Raw genomic sequence first — 16,313 nt, 5'->3', positions numbered from 1 at the left:
CTCCTTAGAAGTATCCCTGACGCTTTTTCATCTCCATTGATCCGGCCTGATCTTTATCGATCAGCCGCCCTTGCCGTTCGCTGCTGCTTGATAACAACATCTCTTCAATGATGGCAGTCAGACTGTCAGCATCAGATTCAATTGCACCGGTCAGTGGCCAGCAACCGAGTGTACGAAAACGAACTTTACGCTGCTCAATGCGCTCGTTAGGCTGCAGTTCGATGCGGTCATCATCAACCATCAGCAGCATGCCATCGCGCTCTAATACAGGGCGCTCTTTGGCCAGATACAGTGGGACGATGTTGATCCCTTCGAGAAAGATGTATTGCCAGATATCCAGCTCGGTCCAGTTTGACAGAGGAAAGACGCGGATACTCTCACCTTTGTTGATCTGGCCGTTATAGTTGTGCCACAGCTCAGGACGCTGATTTTTCGGATCCCAGCGGTGTGCTTGATCCCGAAATGAGTAGATCCGCTCTTTAGCGCGCGATTTCTCTTCATCACGGCGTGCACCACCAAAGGCGGCATCAAATTTGTAGTGGTTGAGTGCTTGCTTAAGCCCTTCGGTTTTCATGATATCGGTATGTTTAGCACTGCCGTGTACAAACGGGTTGATGTTCATCGCCAGCCCGTCAGGATTGCGGTGAACCAGCAGCTCAAAGCCATACTCTTTGGCTGTACGATCACGAAACTCATACATTTCACGGAATTTCCAACCGGTATCAACATGCAGCAACGGGAAGGGAATTTTTCCCGGATAGAAGGCTTTACGGGCCAGATGCAGCATGACGGAGGAGTCTTTACCAATCGAGTACATCATCACCGGATTGGTAAATTCAGCGGCAACTTCCCGAAGAATATGGATACTTTCGGCTTCAAGTTGCTGTAAATGGGTCAGTTGTTTTACGTCCATGGGATATCCTTAAACCAAATTTACAACAGAAGGCCAAAGTGGGCTGTGTGGCCGTTCACCAAACCAGTGCAGAGAGTCGGCCAGTGCAGCAACTTCCCCGACAATAATCAGTGCCGGAGAGTCAGCGTGCTGGGCGAGTGTCGAAAGCTGTTGCAGTTCACCGCGTAGCACTTGCTGATCAGGGCGTGTTCCTTTGGCGATAATGGCCACCGGAGTAGAGGCTGCCCGCCCATGCGCGATCAGTTGCTGCTGGATCTCGGCCGCTTTAACCGTGCCCATATAAATCGCCAGTGTCTGGCGGCCACGGGCCAGTGTTGACCAGTCGAGCTGATCGCCATCAGGCCGGCAGTGTCCGGTGATGAACATAGCCGTTTGCGCATAATCTCGGTGTGTCAGCGGAATTCCGGCATAGGCGGTTGCGCCTGCAGCGGCAGTGATCCCTGGCACAACTTGAAACGGAATACCGGCGGGGATCAGGGCTTCTAACTCTTCCGCCCCACGTCCAAAAATAAACGGGTCTCCGCCTTTGAGCCGTACAACCCGTTTTCCGGCCTGTGCCAGTGCCAGCAAGGTGGCATTGATCTCATCTTGTGGAACAGAGTGAAAACCCGCTTTTTTACCGACACACAGACGCTCTGCATCCCGCCGAATCAGCTCTAAAATGGCATCTGAAACAAGATAGTCGTACAGCACAACATCAGCCTGTTGCAAAACCTGCAATGCCCGCAGTGTCAGCAAACCGGGATCACCGGGGCCGGCACCGACCAGAAAAACCTCGCCTGCGGTCACGGTAGCATTGTCATCATTTGCACTGTGTTGATGCACGGGCTGTTGGTGAGCAGATTGTTTAGGTATTTGTGGCTCGGCGGTAGTTTGATTAATTACCGTAGCCAAAGCCTGCTCAAGGGTGATCTCCGCCTGCGCTTGTTGCCCATTTTGTACCAAGCTAGAGAAGCGGCCACCAAACAGGGCCTCCCAAAAACGCCGACGGGCCGTTACCGAGGGCAGTGCAGCTTTGACTTTGCCACGCCATTTGTCAGCCAATGTTGCCATTGCACCAAGGTGTGTTGGCAGGGTTGCTTCGAGTTTTTCGCGAATGAGCCGAACCAGTACGGGGGCCGCTCCGCCGGAAGAGACCGCTACCACAATCGGTGAACGGTCAATAATGGCGGGTACAATAAATGAGCACAGGGCTTTGTTATCCACCACATTCACAAAAATACCGCGCGCCTCTGCAGCCGCGCTCACTTCAGCGTTAAGGCTGTTGTCATCTGTTGCGGCAATCACCAAAAACTGGCCATCGAGCTGGGCGGGGTTAAAGGTGGTACTCAGCCATTGTAGCTGTTGCTGTTCAATACACTGTTGTAGTGTGGCCGTTAAGCTGGCACTGACAATCTTAATATTAGCGTGTGCACTGAGTAGTAAGGCAATTTTGCGTTCAGCTACGCTGCCGCCACCGACAACCAAAACCGAACGCCCTTTAATCTGGGCAAACAGAGGTAAGTATTCCATAACAACCCTCAGCAGTAATTCCCTTTCTGGCAAGCACTATAGAGCGTTATTGAGAGACGCATAAATGCTGAATTAGCATTTCAAATTCCGTTTTGTTCTAATCCATCGGCTTTTTTAGCTGTCTCCTTTTAAAAAGTGATAAGAGCCCTAAATAACAAAGCGATGAAAGAGGAAGAGCCTGTCAATTAAACGGGATGATGTTCACAGAGTACTGAGTAAAAAGTTCGTCATACATACAGATTTGCTACTCTTATCGGGAATTTCGCACTCTTATTGTTTGTTTGAGGAATGGTTATGTCGTTATCCCGTACTCCATTGGCATTGGCGATTGCCGCAAGCTTGCTCTGCTCCGGAGTGGCAAGTGCCGCAACCGTTTCCCTGCGCGTGCTGGAAACCACCGATTTGCACAGTAACATGATGGATTATGACTATTACAAAGATCATGCTACCGAAAAGTTTGGTTTAACCCGTACGGCAACCCTGATTGATGCGGCACGCAAAGAAGCGAAAAATAGCGTGCTGGTGGATAACGGCGATCTGATTCAAGGCAGCCCGATGGGGGATTATCAGGCGGCAAAAGGGCTAAAAAAAGGCGAGGTACATCCTGTCTACAAGGCTATGAATTTGCTTGATTATCAGGTAGGAAATCTAGGTAATCATGAGTTTAATTATGGGTTGGACTACCTAAAAAATGCGCTAGAAGGTGCAGCATTCCCGTACATTAACGCCAATGTTTTTGATGCAAAAACCGGAAAACCGTTGTTGCAGCAGTATCTGATTAAAGAGACAGAGGTGGTGGATAATGCGGGCAATAAGCAGACGTTGAAAATCGGCTATATCGGTTTTGTGCCGCCACAGATTTTAATTTGGGATAAAGCTAATCTCGACGGTAAAGTCACGGTAAAAGACATTAAGCAGACTGCCGAAGAACTCGTGCCAAAAATGCGTGCTGAAGGCGCAGATTTGGTCATTGCTATACCACATTCAGGTGTATCGTCAGACCCGTATAAAGCGATGGCTGAAAACTCAGTTTATTACCTCTCTGAGGTAAAGGGCATTGATGCGATTATGTTTGGTCACTCGCACGGTATTTTCCCAAGTAAAGAGTTTGTAGCACTGCCTGGAGTGAACCTTGAAAAAGGCACGCTAAACGGTGTGGCAGCCGTGATGCCGGGGCAGTGGGGTGATCATCTGGGTGTGGTGGATTTTGTGCTCAACAATGATAGCGGTAAATGGCAGGTTGCCGATGCCTCTGCACATGCGCGCCCCATTTTTGATAAGGCTGCTAACAAGCCGCTGGTTGAGGCTGATCCCAAACTGACGGCGGCGTTGAAAGCAGATCATGCTGGTACACGCGAGTTTGTTAGCCAGCCAATTGGTAAAGCTTCAGACAATATGTACAGCTTTTTGGCGCTGATCCAAGATGATCCGACAGTACAGATTGTCAATAATGCACAAAAAGCGTATGCCGAGCACTTTATTCAGGGCGATCCGGATTTAGACGGTATTCCGGTGCTCTCTGCTGCCGCGCCATTTAAAGTGGGGGGCCGGAAAAATGACCCAACCAGTTATGTTGAGGTGGAAAAAGGTCAGTTGACCTTCCGCAATGCCGCTGATCTGTATTTGTACCCCAATACGCTGGTGGCGGTAAAACTCAATGGTGCACAGCTTAAAGATTGGCTGGAGTGCTCTGCCGGTCAGTTTAACCAGATTGATGTGAACAGCAGTGCGCCGCAATCACTGATTAACTGGGATGGTTTCCGTACCTATAATTTTGATGTTATTGACGGTGTGAAGTATCAGATTGATGTGACAAAACCGGCACGTTTTGACGGTGAATGTCAGCTCATTAACCCCACTTCTGAGCGTATTCAGGGGCTGAGCTTTAACGGTAAACCGGTTGATCCTAAAGCTGCCTTTATTGTTGTTACCAATAACTACCGTGCTTATGGTGAGAAATTTGCCGGTACGGGTAGCCAGTTTATTGCGTTTGCTTCACCGGATGAAAATCGTCAAGTCTTGGCCTCTTACATCACTCAACAGAGCAAGAAACAGGGTCAAGTTGTACCGACAGCGGATAACAACTGGCGATTAGCCCCGATTAACAGCAAAACACCACTCGATATTCGGATGGAAACCTCACCATCAGCGAAAGCAACACAGTTTATTAATGAGCATGCGCAATATCCGATGACGCAAGTGGGGAAAGATGACAATGGTTTTGCCGTATACCGTGTTGATCTTGCGCCCACAACAACAAAAACAAATCCGTAAAGAGATTAAAAACAACTGCATAGCTAAAAAACAAAACAATTCGTTTTATTTTTAGATGCAATAAAAGTGAAAATAAAAGGCCCTTTGAAGATCAAAGGGCCTTTTATTTTATTTGCGTGAGAGTTTACACGGTAGCCATTATTGTGATTGTACAAACCCTGTTGCTGTACGCACAAAAACAACCGGTTTTTCGCCTGGAAATGCATCGATATGCAGAGCATCTACTCTGCCTTGAGCATCGACTTTGACACGTACAGTCTGGCCAGCTTTCACATTACTCAATGGTTTATTTGCTGCTTGTGCACGCGTCATCGCCATAAGATCAGGTAAGGGTAAATTTGCTGAACGGAACACTTGCGCTAACGTCACACCTTTACCAACAGAGTAGCTTCGCCAACCGGCGGTGCTGTTTAATACTGTAGAAGGTGGCGGAGTTGTAACCGCTTCTCTCACCGTTTCTTTTTTCAGTGTCTCTTTCACGGGGGATTTTACTACAGAAGTTGCTCTTTCTGCTGATGGGCGTGTCGGCAGTGGTCTTTCGTTACTGGTGTGATGTACGGGTGGTGTGCTCACTCTTTTTGGCTGTTCAATAGCAGGCCGCTCAGTACTTGGTGAATGACGTACTACTGTATTATTGTCAGAAGCGCGTGTTGTTGGAACAACCGGCTGGGCTTCAACTTGTTGTTCTTGATCTTCAGGCATCTCTTGTGGAATACGGCGATCAGGTTCGCGGGCCGAAAGCACTTCTGGGGTAAGCGTTATCGGTTGACTGCTGTTGCTTTGGGCATCATCAGCGAGCACCCTATTTTCATCTACCGGTATTGTTGATGAAAGCGAAGAAGGTGAATCACCAGATGGCAGTATTACACCGAGCAATACAACCAAGATACTCACGGTTATCCAACGGCGATGAAAGGGCGAGACGGGACCGAACCATGTAAATCGGTCAGGAATATGCCATAACGCCACTAACGCAGCCCGTAATACGCCCGATAGCCCTAGTTCTGCCGATGGCAGTGAGACATTAAGCGTTGGTAATTGCCACTGAGGTAACTCAAGGCGACGAAACCAACGCTGTAAACGCCGTATACGACCATTCTGGGTTTTTTTAACCGGTTTTGTTTGACGTTTTTGGCCTGCTCTTCCCACAGGCCCATTATCTGTTCGCAGGTCCACTTGTGCTCCATGTATCTAGACGTGCCGCGATAAGTTTATTTTTTCCTTTTCGACGGCAAATGTCACGGTATTTAGATTGAAAACGCGGATTTCTCTTCCCAGTTTTTGCCGGAAAGAACAGAGACTGCTATGCTCGCGGTTTAGTAAGTGATGTATTGGTAAGGAAAATAGATGACAACTCCAGCTCTTGAAACGTTAGAAGCACAAGCAAGCTATGGTATTGGCTTGCAAATTGGTCAACAACTCGCTGATAGCGGTATGACCGACTTAGCACTTGATGCCTTATCTGCAGGCTTGCGTGATGCACTCGAAGGCCATGCACCTGCCATTCCGGTTGACGTTGTTCACCGTGCTCTGCGTGAAATGCACACCCGCGCGGAAACAGCGCGTCAGGCTCAATTCCAAGAAGTTGCTGCTGAAGGTGAAGCCTTCTTACAACAAAATGCTAGCCGTGAAGGTGTGAATAACACAGGCTCAGGTTTGCAATTTGAAGTCCTCGAACAAGGTACAGGCCCAATTCCTGCACGTACTGACCGTGTAAAGGTACACTATACGGGTAGCTTATTAAATGGCACTGTTTTTGACAGCTCAGTACAGCGTGGCCAACCAGCAGAGTTTCCAGTCAACGGTGTAATTGCCGGTTGGACAGAAGCTCTGACGATGATGCCAGTAGGTTCTAAATGGCGCTTATACATTCCACATGCATTAGCATATGGTGAGCGTGGCGCTGGCCAATCTATTCCGCCTTGCAGTATGTTGCAGTTTGATGTTGAATTGTTAGACATTCTGTAATCATCTGCGTCTGCATTCGCTCTGACATGATCACCATAAGCTCTGGTTGATAATCGCTTATGGTGATCTGATGAAGAGATAAATCCAAACCCGTTAGCATGCATTGAGTTATAAGTTTATTGGCTGAGTGTTGTCTTAATTAAAGTGATCGCTTTCTCTATTTCACGAGCAGTTAATGCACCCTCTTTAGCAAACAATACCGTGCCTTTTGAATTTAATATAATAATGGCTGAACTTTCTGGTTTTAATTGCCATGCATGTTGTACGACCCCGTTTTCGTCATAAATAAATTGTGACCACGGAAATTCACGCTTACTCTCTTTAAGGCGGCTACGTACAAAAGTACGAGTACCGATTATTGCATCATTCGCATTGATAATGGTGGTAGTTTGGTAGCGTTCTCGTGGAAATTTAGCCGCTTTAATTGCTTCAATAAAAGGTGCATTCATCTCTTTTGCCGATGAACGGCCAGCAATAGCGTGGATAACCCGAACTTTTCCACTTAATTGCCGTGTACTCCAAGGCATATACACCATATTGTCATCTGATTTTTCAGTTTTTTGCAATACGATCTCACCTTTATCAATTACCGTAGCTTGGGGTAACGGTTTATCTTGCTGGATAAGTGCTGCAAATCCCCAAGTCGGAAACAGTATGCTTAATACCACTATCAAGGTTATTTTTTTCATGTGTATTGATCCTTAATCAATAAGAGAAAACTGATCATTGTTCTCAATGGTTATGGTTGTCATCTCCCTGATGGCGATGGCAATTTTGTTGAAATAAGCTGTGTGGCGACTAACGCGTGATGTGGCGAAAATGTGGCCTGTTGTTATCATAATTGGCCTGATGGTATTTGTCAGGTAAAGGTTACAAAGACGTTGTTTTTTTCTGTGTGAGGGGTTGCTTAAAAAGAGACAGTTAGCGATTTGCGAATCGAGTCCTCACTGGAGTGATCATGGAATATCGTCTATGCGAAGATATATCCTATTGCAGGATAATGGGTTAATCGTCACAAAATATCGTTTTACTGACAAATTTCAGCAATATTTTCCGACTATCATCAACGACCTAACATGACATTATGACTATGATGACATGGTCATGATGACGATTTTTCTCACTTGTGTTAATATTATGTTGTACTTGGTTGACAAGGAATATTCAAACACCGAGAGAGCAGACAAGTGGACTTGAATGGAGGTCAAACCAATGATGCGTATTTTTCAACGTTACAACCCCCCTGTGATTGCGCGCTACGTAAAAGGGTTTTTTCGTGGCCGTGTCTATATTAAGGGCATCGGTGCTTTTGAATTTGATCAAGGTAAAATCTTGCTACCTAAAACAAAAGATAAACAGCATTACAGCGTGATGAGTGAGATTAATCGCCATATTAGCGAGCTTCATACTGAGATAGCCTAAACATTCACGTTGTTGAAATGAAATCAGGTGTTAATCTGATGTATGCAAGTTAAAGAGATTGCCAATATAAAAAGCCATCACACAGTGATGGCTTTTTTAGTGATGAGAAAAATAAAAAGAGCTAAACAGCGTACTCTATTTTCTTAATCTATTTTTATACCGCACGCATAACAACGTCAGTTACCGGTTACTGCTTGATGTATTCTGCTTTTTATTCCATCTCTTCAGGTGTTTTTTCACTATTATCAGGTGTAGTTGATTCCGTTTTTCCTTTATTAACACTTTCATGTGAAATACGTGTAATAAGCAATTGATCAATTTTAAAGTTATCAATATCGACAACTTCAAACTTATATTTATCAAAGATTGTATAATCAGTCCGTTTGGGGATCTTACGCAGCATAAACATCATAAAACCACCAATGGTTTCATAATTATCTGAATCAGGGAACTCATCAATATCTAATGCACGCATAACATCATCAATAGGTGTGCTTCCCTCAATCAGCCACGTATTTTCATCACGCTGGACAATCAACTCTTCTTGATTTTGATTAACCAAATCGCCCATCAGTGTACTCATCACATCATTCAGCGTAATAATACCGACAACCAGAGCATATTCATTGAGGATCACAGCAAAGTCTTCGCTGCTACCTTTAAAACTCTCTAGTGTTTCAGACAAAGTGAGTGAGTCAGGTACAAACAGCGGGTTGTGCATGGGTAAACCCTCATGCAGTGCAATGCTTTTTCCGTTTAAAATTCGCATCAGCATATCTTTTGAATCGACATAACCGACCACGCTGTCAATATTGTTATCACACACTAAGAACTTAGAGTGTGGGTGTGCAGATATTTTTTCACGGATACTCTGCTCACTTTCGCGAATGTCAAAATAGATCACATCTTCACGCGGTGTCATTGAAGAGGGCACGGTGCGTGATTCAAGCTCAAACACATTCTCAATCAGATGATGCTCTTGTTTGCCCAAAACCCCCGCTAATGCACCTTGCTCAAACACCGTATAGATATCATCAGAGGTGATATCTTCTTTCCGAATGGTGGGAATATTAAATAGTTTAAACAGTGTGTTTGCGATTCCATTGAAAAACCAGACCAAAGGTTTGAATACCGTGATGCAAAATTGCATAGGTGTGACAATACGCGTTGAGATGGATTCTGGCTCTGCCATACCAATGCGTTTTGGCATCAGGTCTGCAAATAAAATAAAACCACCTGTAACAATAGAGAATGAGAGTAAAAAGCCAATTTTACTGGCCATTTCTGGTGAAACCCAGTGGATTAATAGGCTCTCAAAGTAGGGTGAAAACGCCGTATCACCAATAATACCGCCTAAAATTGCAACAGCATTTAACCCAATTTGTACAACAGTAAAAAAGTTGCCTGGCTGTTCTTGCAGAGCAATAACACGCGCTGCCCCAACATTGCCTTCATCGGCCATCACCTTAAGTTTAATTTTACGAGACGCTGCGAGAGAGATTTCTGAAATGGAAAAGAAAGCACTTCCCGCGATCAGCAGAACAATGGCCAGTATATTTTCCAGCATTATCACGAGACCTTAATAGTAATTATGGTGTCAAATTGTAGAGCGTTTTGTTATCGATATTAAAGTTACACGCGCTACGATCATAGCGGCAAGAAGATGTCTGACGATAAGATCGCAGCGCAACAGTTGCGTGTTGTAGATTAAGTAACCAACTTAAATAACTTAAGCAGTATAGCTGCCTGTTGATTGAGAAGCTAGGTGTCGTTGTTAACCTTGCGTGGGGAAACAGACTCCTGTTCCTGCTAACCCGCAGTATCCCTGCGGATTTTTAAACAAATATTGCTGATGGTACTCTTCGGCAAAATAAAATGGCTGTGCAGGTAAAATCTCGGTTGTAATTGGGCGTAAGTCACCGCTCTGATGCAGAGCATGTTGGTAAGCATATTGGCTACAAATTGCAAGTTTGGTCTGTTCTTCGGTAAAGGTGTAGATGCCAGAGCGGTATTGTGTTCCGTGATCATGGCCTTGTCGCATACCTTGTGCGGGATCGTGGTGTTCCCAAAAAAGCTGTAATAAGCGGTCAAACGGGATGTGTTCAGGTTGATAGTAGATCAGCACAGCTTCTGTGTGGCCCGTTAAGCCAGAACAAACTTCATCATAATGTGGGTTTTTCGTGTAGCCAGCGGTATACCCAACAGCGGTATAACACACCCCTTTTTGTTGCCAAAATAGGCGCTCTACTCCCCAAAAGCAGCCCATGGCCATAATAATAGTGTGTGTATGAGGTGGGGGTGCCGAATGCATTGATATGCCAAATAGTGCATGGGGTATGTTAAGGTGAATAGGGGTTGCACGCCCTTTTAATGCATTGCTGATATTAACTTGAGTAGATTTATCTGAATTTATCATAAAATCCTCTGTATTTTTGTGCAACGCTGTATATTCCTGTTAAATGGATAGTTATGATCACTGTTATTATAGAACAAGAACATGTTTCTTGAATTTAATCAACGCGATCTCCGTTGAGGTGCTTGTGCAAAAAAGAGCTGTATATTTATTACTCACATTACTATTTGCATCATTACCATTACAAGCCTCGGTAAAACTACAAATAAATGGCTTAAGTGGTGAATTGCAACGTAATGTGCGTGCACACCTTTCAACGATCACAGACGATGAAGTTTCTGCCAGCCCACGTTTTAAACGGCGGGTTAAGACCGGTATTGAAGATGGATTAAAAGCACTTGGCTATTTCAATCCTGAAATTCAGTTTGATTTAGTCCGCCGTGAACCGCCAGCAAAACCGTTGTTGGTGGTGAAAGTTAATCCAGGCGAACCTGTTAAAATTAAGAAAATCACCATTGAGTTGTTAGGGGATGCGCAGAATGACCCTGCATTTCAAGCATTATTGAAAAAGACACCTAAAATTGGGTCTGTTTTAAATCAGAGTGATTTTGACTCTTTCCGTAAGCAGCTAACTTCATTAGCATTAGAGCGTGGGTATTTCAAAGCTCAGGTATCCAACAGTAAATTAGAAGTTGCGCCTGAATTACACGAGGCTTTTTGGGTTATTACCCTGAATAGTGGTCGTCGTTATCGGTTTGGTCAGGTTACATTTAGTGGCTCACAAATTTTAGAGTCGCGGCTAACATCACTCATTCCTTTTAAACCAGGTGATTATTATCTGGCTGCTACATTGGCAAAATTGAACCAAAACCTCTCTGATACTAACTGGTTTCGTAATGTTGTTATTGACCCACTGTTTAGTAAAACATCTGAGAGTATTGAAGTCCCCCTACAGGTTACTGTTGCTCCACGTGCGCCTAATAAAGTGGAGTTTAGTTTAGGGTATGCTACAGATGTTGGGCCAAGAACAAATGTCACGTGGAATAAACCTTGGATTAATAAACTGGGGCATAGCTCTGAAACAAAAATGGGGTTATCACACCTCGAACAAACACTGGAGTTTGGTTATCGCGTTCCTACGCGTGATAATCCGCTAGAGAAATTCTACACCTTCAACAGTAAAATTGATTCAAAAGACAATAATGACACGCTCGATCGGTCTATTTCGACCAGTATCGGATCATATTGGAATGTCTCTTCAGGTTGGCAACACACACTGACCTTAAATGCCAGTTACAGCAGTTTTAAGCAGGGCTTACAGCAGGCTGATACCTTCTTGCTCTATCCTGGTGTGCAGTTTGCCCGTACACGCTCACGCGGTGGCTTAATGCCATATTGGGGAGACTCACAGATTTTTGGTATTTACTATGCCAACACTGCATGGTTATCCGATATTGATATGTTGCAACTCCGTGGCCGCAGCACGTGGATCCGAACTTATGCGAATAAGCATCGTTTTGTCTCTCGTTTTGAAGCTGGTTGGTTAGAGAGTAGCGATTTTGATAAAGTCCCCCCCTCTTTACGCTTTTTTGCCGGTGGTGATCGCAGCATTCGTGGTTATCGGTATGAATCTATCTCGCCTGTTGATAGCAACGGAAAACTAACCGGGGCATCAAGAATGGCCACCGGATCATTTGAGTATCAATATAATGTCAGTGGTAATTGGTGGGGCGCAGTTTTTTACGATACCGGTTTTGCGACGAATAAATTTAGCCATGATGAGCTCAAATCGGGCGTAGGTGTCGGTGTTCGTTGGGGATCACCACTTGGCCCGGTGCGTATTGATATTGCACATCCCCTTGCTAAAGGGAGCTCCGGCGTACAGTTCTATATTTCTCTGGGGCCAGAGTTATGAGTGCATTAAAAAAATTAAGTATTGGCTTTTTAATTACCCTATTTTTGCTGATTGCTATATTGGTTGGTTTACTGGGCACGGAATCTGGATTACGAGTTGTATTTCATAGCGCCGCTCGTTGGGTTCCTGGATTAGATATTCAAGTCGCATCGGGTAATTGGTCACGTGGTATTCACTTGCAAGGGGTAGAATACCGTATGCCTGGTGTAGATGTGGCTGTCGGCGATATTGTATTACAATTGGATTTGCGCTGTTTACGCCGCAGCGAGGTTTGTATTCGTCAGTTCACAGTAAACAATGTGAATGTTGCCATTAATACGGCATTGTTACCTGCATCTGCACCCTCAAAATCCACGCCATTAACCCGCATTTCAACGCCATATCCATTGGGTTTGCAACTGTTGCAGCTCGATAATATCAACGTCTCTGTTGATAATACGCAAATTTCACTGGCGCACTTTACCAGTGCTGCGCACTGGCGTGAGCAGTTAGTGACCTTGAAACCGACAGAATTTAATGGTCTGCATGTTAAAACTGTTTCAGCCGTTGCAGACATACCAACTGCAAGCCCTTTGGCGACAAGTGCAAATTTGGCGATAACAGCGAACAATGCCATGACACCTGATCATGCAGTAGAAAAGCATACAGCTCAAAAGCATGTTGCTAGTAAAACGATGAAGGCGACGGATAAAACGCCACCACCAGTCTCAGAGGATATTGCGCAACAACTGACAGACTTGTTTGCAAAACCGCTATTACCAACGTTACCTGTTATCACCTTACCTGTTGATCTGACTATCGAGCAGATCCACGCAAAACAGACGTTGATTGATACAGGAACACCACAACGTATTGATGATTTGCTTTTAAGCGCACATAGCGTTGATAACAAAGTAACGATTCAAACTTTACAAGTGACCTTGCCGCAAGGCCATGCCTCATTGTCAGGTACAATGAATCTGGCAAAAGCATTTCCTCTCCAGTTAGCCCTGAACGCAAATCTTGCCATTGCGCCTTTGAAAAAACAGCAAGTACAACTTACGGTGAGTGGTGCACTCTATAAACAGCTCAATATAGCATTAGCCCTGCGTGGTGATGTACAAGCCCAAGCATCTTTACATACCGAATTGGCTACAGCGGGTCTACCTTTACAACTCTCAGTAGAGAGTAAGCGACTCGCATGGCCATTAACCGGCACAGCAGATTATAGTGTGCAAAATTTAGCCTTGAAACTGACTGGAAGTGCTAAAGACTATCAGGTAAAGGTGAATGTAGCTGTCAATGGTACTGATTTGCCCGCGAGTAAAATCGGTTTAGTAGCACAAGGCGATCTGACCCATGTGGTTGTTCAACATTTACGTCTTGATACACTAGGGGGCAATGCACAATTAAAAGGCTCGTTGGCATGGACAAAATTACTAAAATGGCGCGCCGATCTCTATCTTAATGCATTGAATACTACTAAACAGTGGCCAGCTTATCCAGCACAGCTCAATGGTCATGTGAGTACAAAAGGTGAATTACAAAGCCAAGCATGGGCTATTGATGTGCCTATTTTTAACATCAAAGGGCAAGCACTGAAAAAACCCTTGGATTTACAAGCTGTAGTGAGTGGTCGCAGTACAGGGAAATGGAATATTTCGACCCTAAAACTGAATGTTGGGGGAAATAACCTTCTAGCAAAAGGGGTTATTGATAAAAACTGGAACTTAGACACAGAGATCAATGCGCCACGCTTAGATGGCATTTTACCTGCGTTGGGTGGGCAGGTAAAAGGTCGGATACAGCTACGAGGGGCGCTCATGACACCCAATGCAGATATCGATCTCACGGCAACCCGTTTACGTTGGCAAGATCTGCAAATTGCCCGCTTACAAGCTAAAGGTAAAGTAGACTCTCATCAGCAGATTAAAGGCAATGTCGAGATCAGTTTACAGAACATGATAAAAGGAGATTTATCTGTTAATACACTGACACTGACCGCTACAGGTGATGAGCGTCAACATCAGTTACGTTTTGCCATGCAAGGTAAGCCCGTTTCAGCCGGATTACGGTTAAACGGCAGCTTTGATCGTAACAATATGAGTTGGAAAGGTACACTGAGCCAAACCGAGGCACAAACACCGATTGGCCCGTGGGCACTGCAAGCACCTGTTACATTGGTATATAAAAATAGCCAACAACAACTGACGATTAGCCCTTTATGTTTAACGAATCCTAACGCGGAAATCTGTTTACCACAAACGGCAACAGTCGGTGCGAGTGGGCAGGCACAAATTGCTTTACGTCGTTTTGATTTAGCAATGCTTAAACCTTTTTTAGGCGACCAAATGCGTTTAAAAGGGCAATTACAGGGGCAAAGTGAGATCCGCTGGCGTGCAGGAGAAGCAACGCCTACAGTCAAAGCGAGTATCAATAGTAACGATATTGCTTTTGTTCAGTGGTTAATGGGCCGTCGCCTACCGATAGATTTGAGTACACTGGCTCTGAATCTGAATATTGATAAAGGGCGTTTGCTTCTGACCAATCAAATTCAAATTAAAGGGAATGGTAGCTTAGATAACCGTATTGAGATCAATGATCTTGCGGGCAGTCGCCAATTAGGTGGCAGCATCAAAATCAATCAGCTTTCTTTAGGTATGCTTTCACCGATGCTAGAGAAAAGCGAAAAAGCACAAGGTGATATTAACGCAAACTTGCAACTTGGCGGCTCACTCTTAAAGCCATTATTGCGTGGTGATCTGAGCCTCAATGCGCCAGAGCTAACAGGTGCATGGTTACCTGTCGATATTACCGGTGGTAATTTAACCCTTCGTTTTTTAGGTACAAGTTCAACGCTGTCAGGAGCATTAAAAACACCTGAGAGTGTACTTAATTTAAGTGGTGAAGCTAACTGGCAAAAACCTGATCAGTGGAGTGCGCAGGTCAAAGCCAATGCAAACCGTCTGCGGGTTGCTCTGCCTCCGATGGTGCGATTAGATGTCACGCCTGATCTCACCTTTAGTGCCTCACCAACACAAATTGAGCTAACTGGCTCAGTACAAATCCCGTGGGCTCGCATTAAAGTAGATAGCTTGCCAGAGAGTGCGGTAGACAGCTCATCAGATTTGGTCATACTGAATAATAAACTACAGCCAGTAGAAAAAACTAACCCTGGTGCTGCAATAAAAACAGATCTGATGATCCGTTTAGGCGATGACATTCGTTTAGATGCATTTGGTCTAAAGGCTCGTTTGCATGGTAATTTACATGTATTGCAAAATGCACAGGGGCCGGCGATTCGTGGCACAGTCTATCTGGCAGATGGCCGTTATCACTCATTTGGACAAGATTTACTGATTCGAAAAGGGCTCTTATTGTTTGTTGGCCCACCAGAACAGCCGATGCTTAATATTGAAGCTATCCGTAACCCTGAGTCGGTACAAAATAACGTGGTTGCAGGCTTACGTATTACGGGCTTGGCTGATAGCCCTGTATTGACGATTTTCTCTGAGCCTGCCATGTCACAAGCAGAAGCACTTTCATACTTGTTGCGTGGAGAGCCGTTGGATAACGGTGATGGTGATAGCGGAGCGATGACCTCAGCATTGATTGGCATTGGCTTATCACAAGGTAGCCAGTTAGTTGGGCAGATTGGCCAAGCATTTGGTATTAGTGATCTCTCTCTAGATACACAAGGTGCTGGCGATAACTCACAAGTGGTGGTGAGTGGTTATATTCTGCCGGGGCTACAGGTGAAATATGGTGTGGGTATTTTTGACTCATTAGCTGAACTTACATTGCGTTATCGCTTAATGCCAAGTCTGTATTTACAAGCAATTTCAGGCTTGAATCAGGCATTTGATATTCTTTATCAGTTTGAGTTTTAAACCAGATAAAGGGTGAATCAGCACCGTAAAATAGTATTTTCATGATAACTTGAAAACGAAAACACACCGCTCATTGAGCGGTGTGTT

At 44.8% G+C, this 16,313-nt stretch carries 11 protein-coding genes; 5 read left to right on the top strand and 6 right to left on the bottom strand.

The genetic code is table 11. The features are described from left to right. Positions 1 to 4 precede the first annotated feature (4 nt). Positions 5 to 913: a sulfate adenylyltransferase subunit CysD gene (gene cysD, locus ACRC53_RS09260; RefSeq protein ID WP_438643161.1), complete on the bottom strand. Its 909-nt coding sequence runs from the start codon at positions 911 to 913 to the stop codon at positions 5 to 7. Positions 914 to 922: 9 nt separating this feature from the next. Continuing rightward, positions 923 to 2,425 (bottom strand): siroheme synthase CysG, encoded by a 1,503-nt coding sequence (gene cysG, locus ACRC53_RS09255; protein WP_438643160.1) that lies wholly within the window; start codon positions 2,423 to 2,425, stop codon positions 923 to 925. Positions 2,426 to 2,713: 288 nt separating this feature from the next. Here cysG and ACRC53_RS09250 point away from each other — a divergent pair, with 288 nt between their 5' ends. Continuing rightward, the gene (locus ACRC53_RS09250) at positions 2,714 to 4,699 is read left to right on the top strand and encodes a bifunctional 2',3'-cyclic-nucleotide 2'-phosphodiesterase/3'-nucleotidase (protein WP_438643159.1); all 1,986 of its coding nucleotides are present in this window, start codon (positions 2,714 to 2,716) and stop codon (positions 4,697 to 4,699) included. 138 nt (positions 4,700 to 4,837) lie between these two features. Here the strand turns inward: ACRC53_RS09250 and ACRC53_RS09245 are convergent, their stop codons facing one another. Continuing rightward, entirely contained in the window at positions 4,838 to 5,875 is a 1,038-nt protein-coding gene (locus ACRC53_RS09245; RefSeq protein ID WP_438643158.1) for a LysM-like peptidoglycan-binding domain-containing protein, read from the bottom strand. 171 nt (positions 5,876 to 6,046) lie between these two features. On the opposite strand from ACRC53_RS09245, the gene ACRC53_RS09240 reads away from it, so the two are divergent. After that, positions 6,047 to 6,667, top strand: coding sequence for an FKBP-type peptidyl-prolyl cis-trans isomerase (locus tag ACRC53_RS09240; RefSeq protein WP_438643157.1), 621 nt, complete (start codon positions 6,047 to 6,049; stop codon positions 6,665 to 6,667). 116 nt (positions 6,668 to 6,783) lie between these two features. On the opposite strand, the gene ACRC53_RS09235 is transcribed toward ACRC53_RS09240, so the two are convergent. Further along, positions 6,784 to 7,356: a YtfJ family protein gene (locus ACRC53_RS09235; RefSeq protein WP_438643156.1), complete on the bottom strand. Its 573-nt coding sequence runs from the start codon at positions 7,354 to 7,356 to the stop codon at positions 6,784 to 6,786. Between the two features lie 526 nt (positions 7,357 to 7,882). On the opposite strand from ACRC53_RS09235, the gene ACRC53_RS09230 reads away from it, so the two are divergent. Further along, positions 7,883 to 8,089 (top strand): DUF1107 domain-containing protein, encoded by a 207-nt coding sequence (locus tag ACRC53_RS09230; protein WP_438643229.1) that lies wholly within the window; start codon positions 7,883 to 7,885, stop codon positions 8,087 to 8,089. A gap of 211 nt (positions 8,090 to 8,300) precedes the next feature. Here ACRC53_RS09230 and ACRC53_RS09225 read toward each other — a convergent pair whose 3' ends face one another. Together ACRC53_RS09225 and msrA are read right to left on the bottom strand one after the other, a co-directional pair. Continuing rightward, positions 8,301 to 9,656 (bottom strand): hemolysin family protein, encoded by a 1,356-nt coding sequence (locus ACRC53_RS09225; protein WP_438643155.1) that lies wholly within the window; start codon positions 9,654 to 9,656, stop codon positions 8,301 to 8,303. Positions 9,657 to 9,863: 207 nt separating this feature from the next. Beyond that, the gene (gene msrA, locus ACRC53_RS09220; protein WP_438643154.1) at positions 9,864 to 10,505 is read right to left on the bottom strand and encodes a peptide-methionine (S)-S-oxide reductase MsrA; all 642 of its coding nucleotides are present in this window, start codon (positions 10,503 to 10,505) and stop codon (positions 9,864 to 9,866) included. Positions 10,506 to 10,629: 124 nt separating this feature from the next. On the opposite strand from msrA, the gene tamA reads away from it, so the two are divergent. Continuing rightward, complete coding sequence (tamA, locus tag ACRC53_RS09215; protein WP_438643153.1) at positions 10,630 to 12,357, top strand: autotransporter assembly complex protein TamA; 1,728 nt, start codon at positions 10,630 to 10,632, stop codon at positions 12,355 to 12,357. After that, positions 12,354 to 16,226: an autotransporter assembly complex protein TamB gene (gene tamB, locus ACRC53_RS09210; RefSeq protein ID WP_438643152.1), complete on the top strand. Its 3,873-nt coding sequence runs from the start codon at positions 12,354 to 12,356 to the stop codon at positions 16,224 to 16,226. The genes tamA and tamB overlap by 4 nt, the downstream gene beginning before the upstream one ends. Positions 16,227 to 16,313: the final 87 nt, after the last annotated feature.

This window comes from Plesiomonas sp. (assembly GCF_051652165.1).
In the GTDB taxonomy this organism is placed as follows: Bacteria; Pseudomonadota; Gammaproteobacteria; order Enterobacterales; family CAMTGL01; genus Plesiomonas.
Note: the sequence above shows the minus strand (reverse complement) of the source record. Positions and strands in the feature narration are given on the sequence as shown.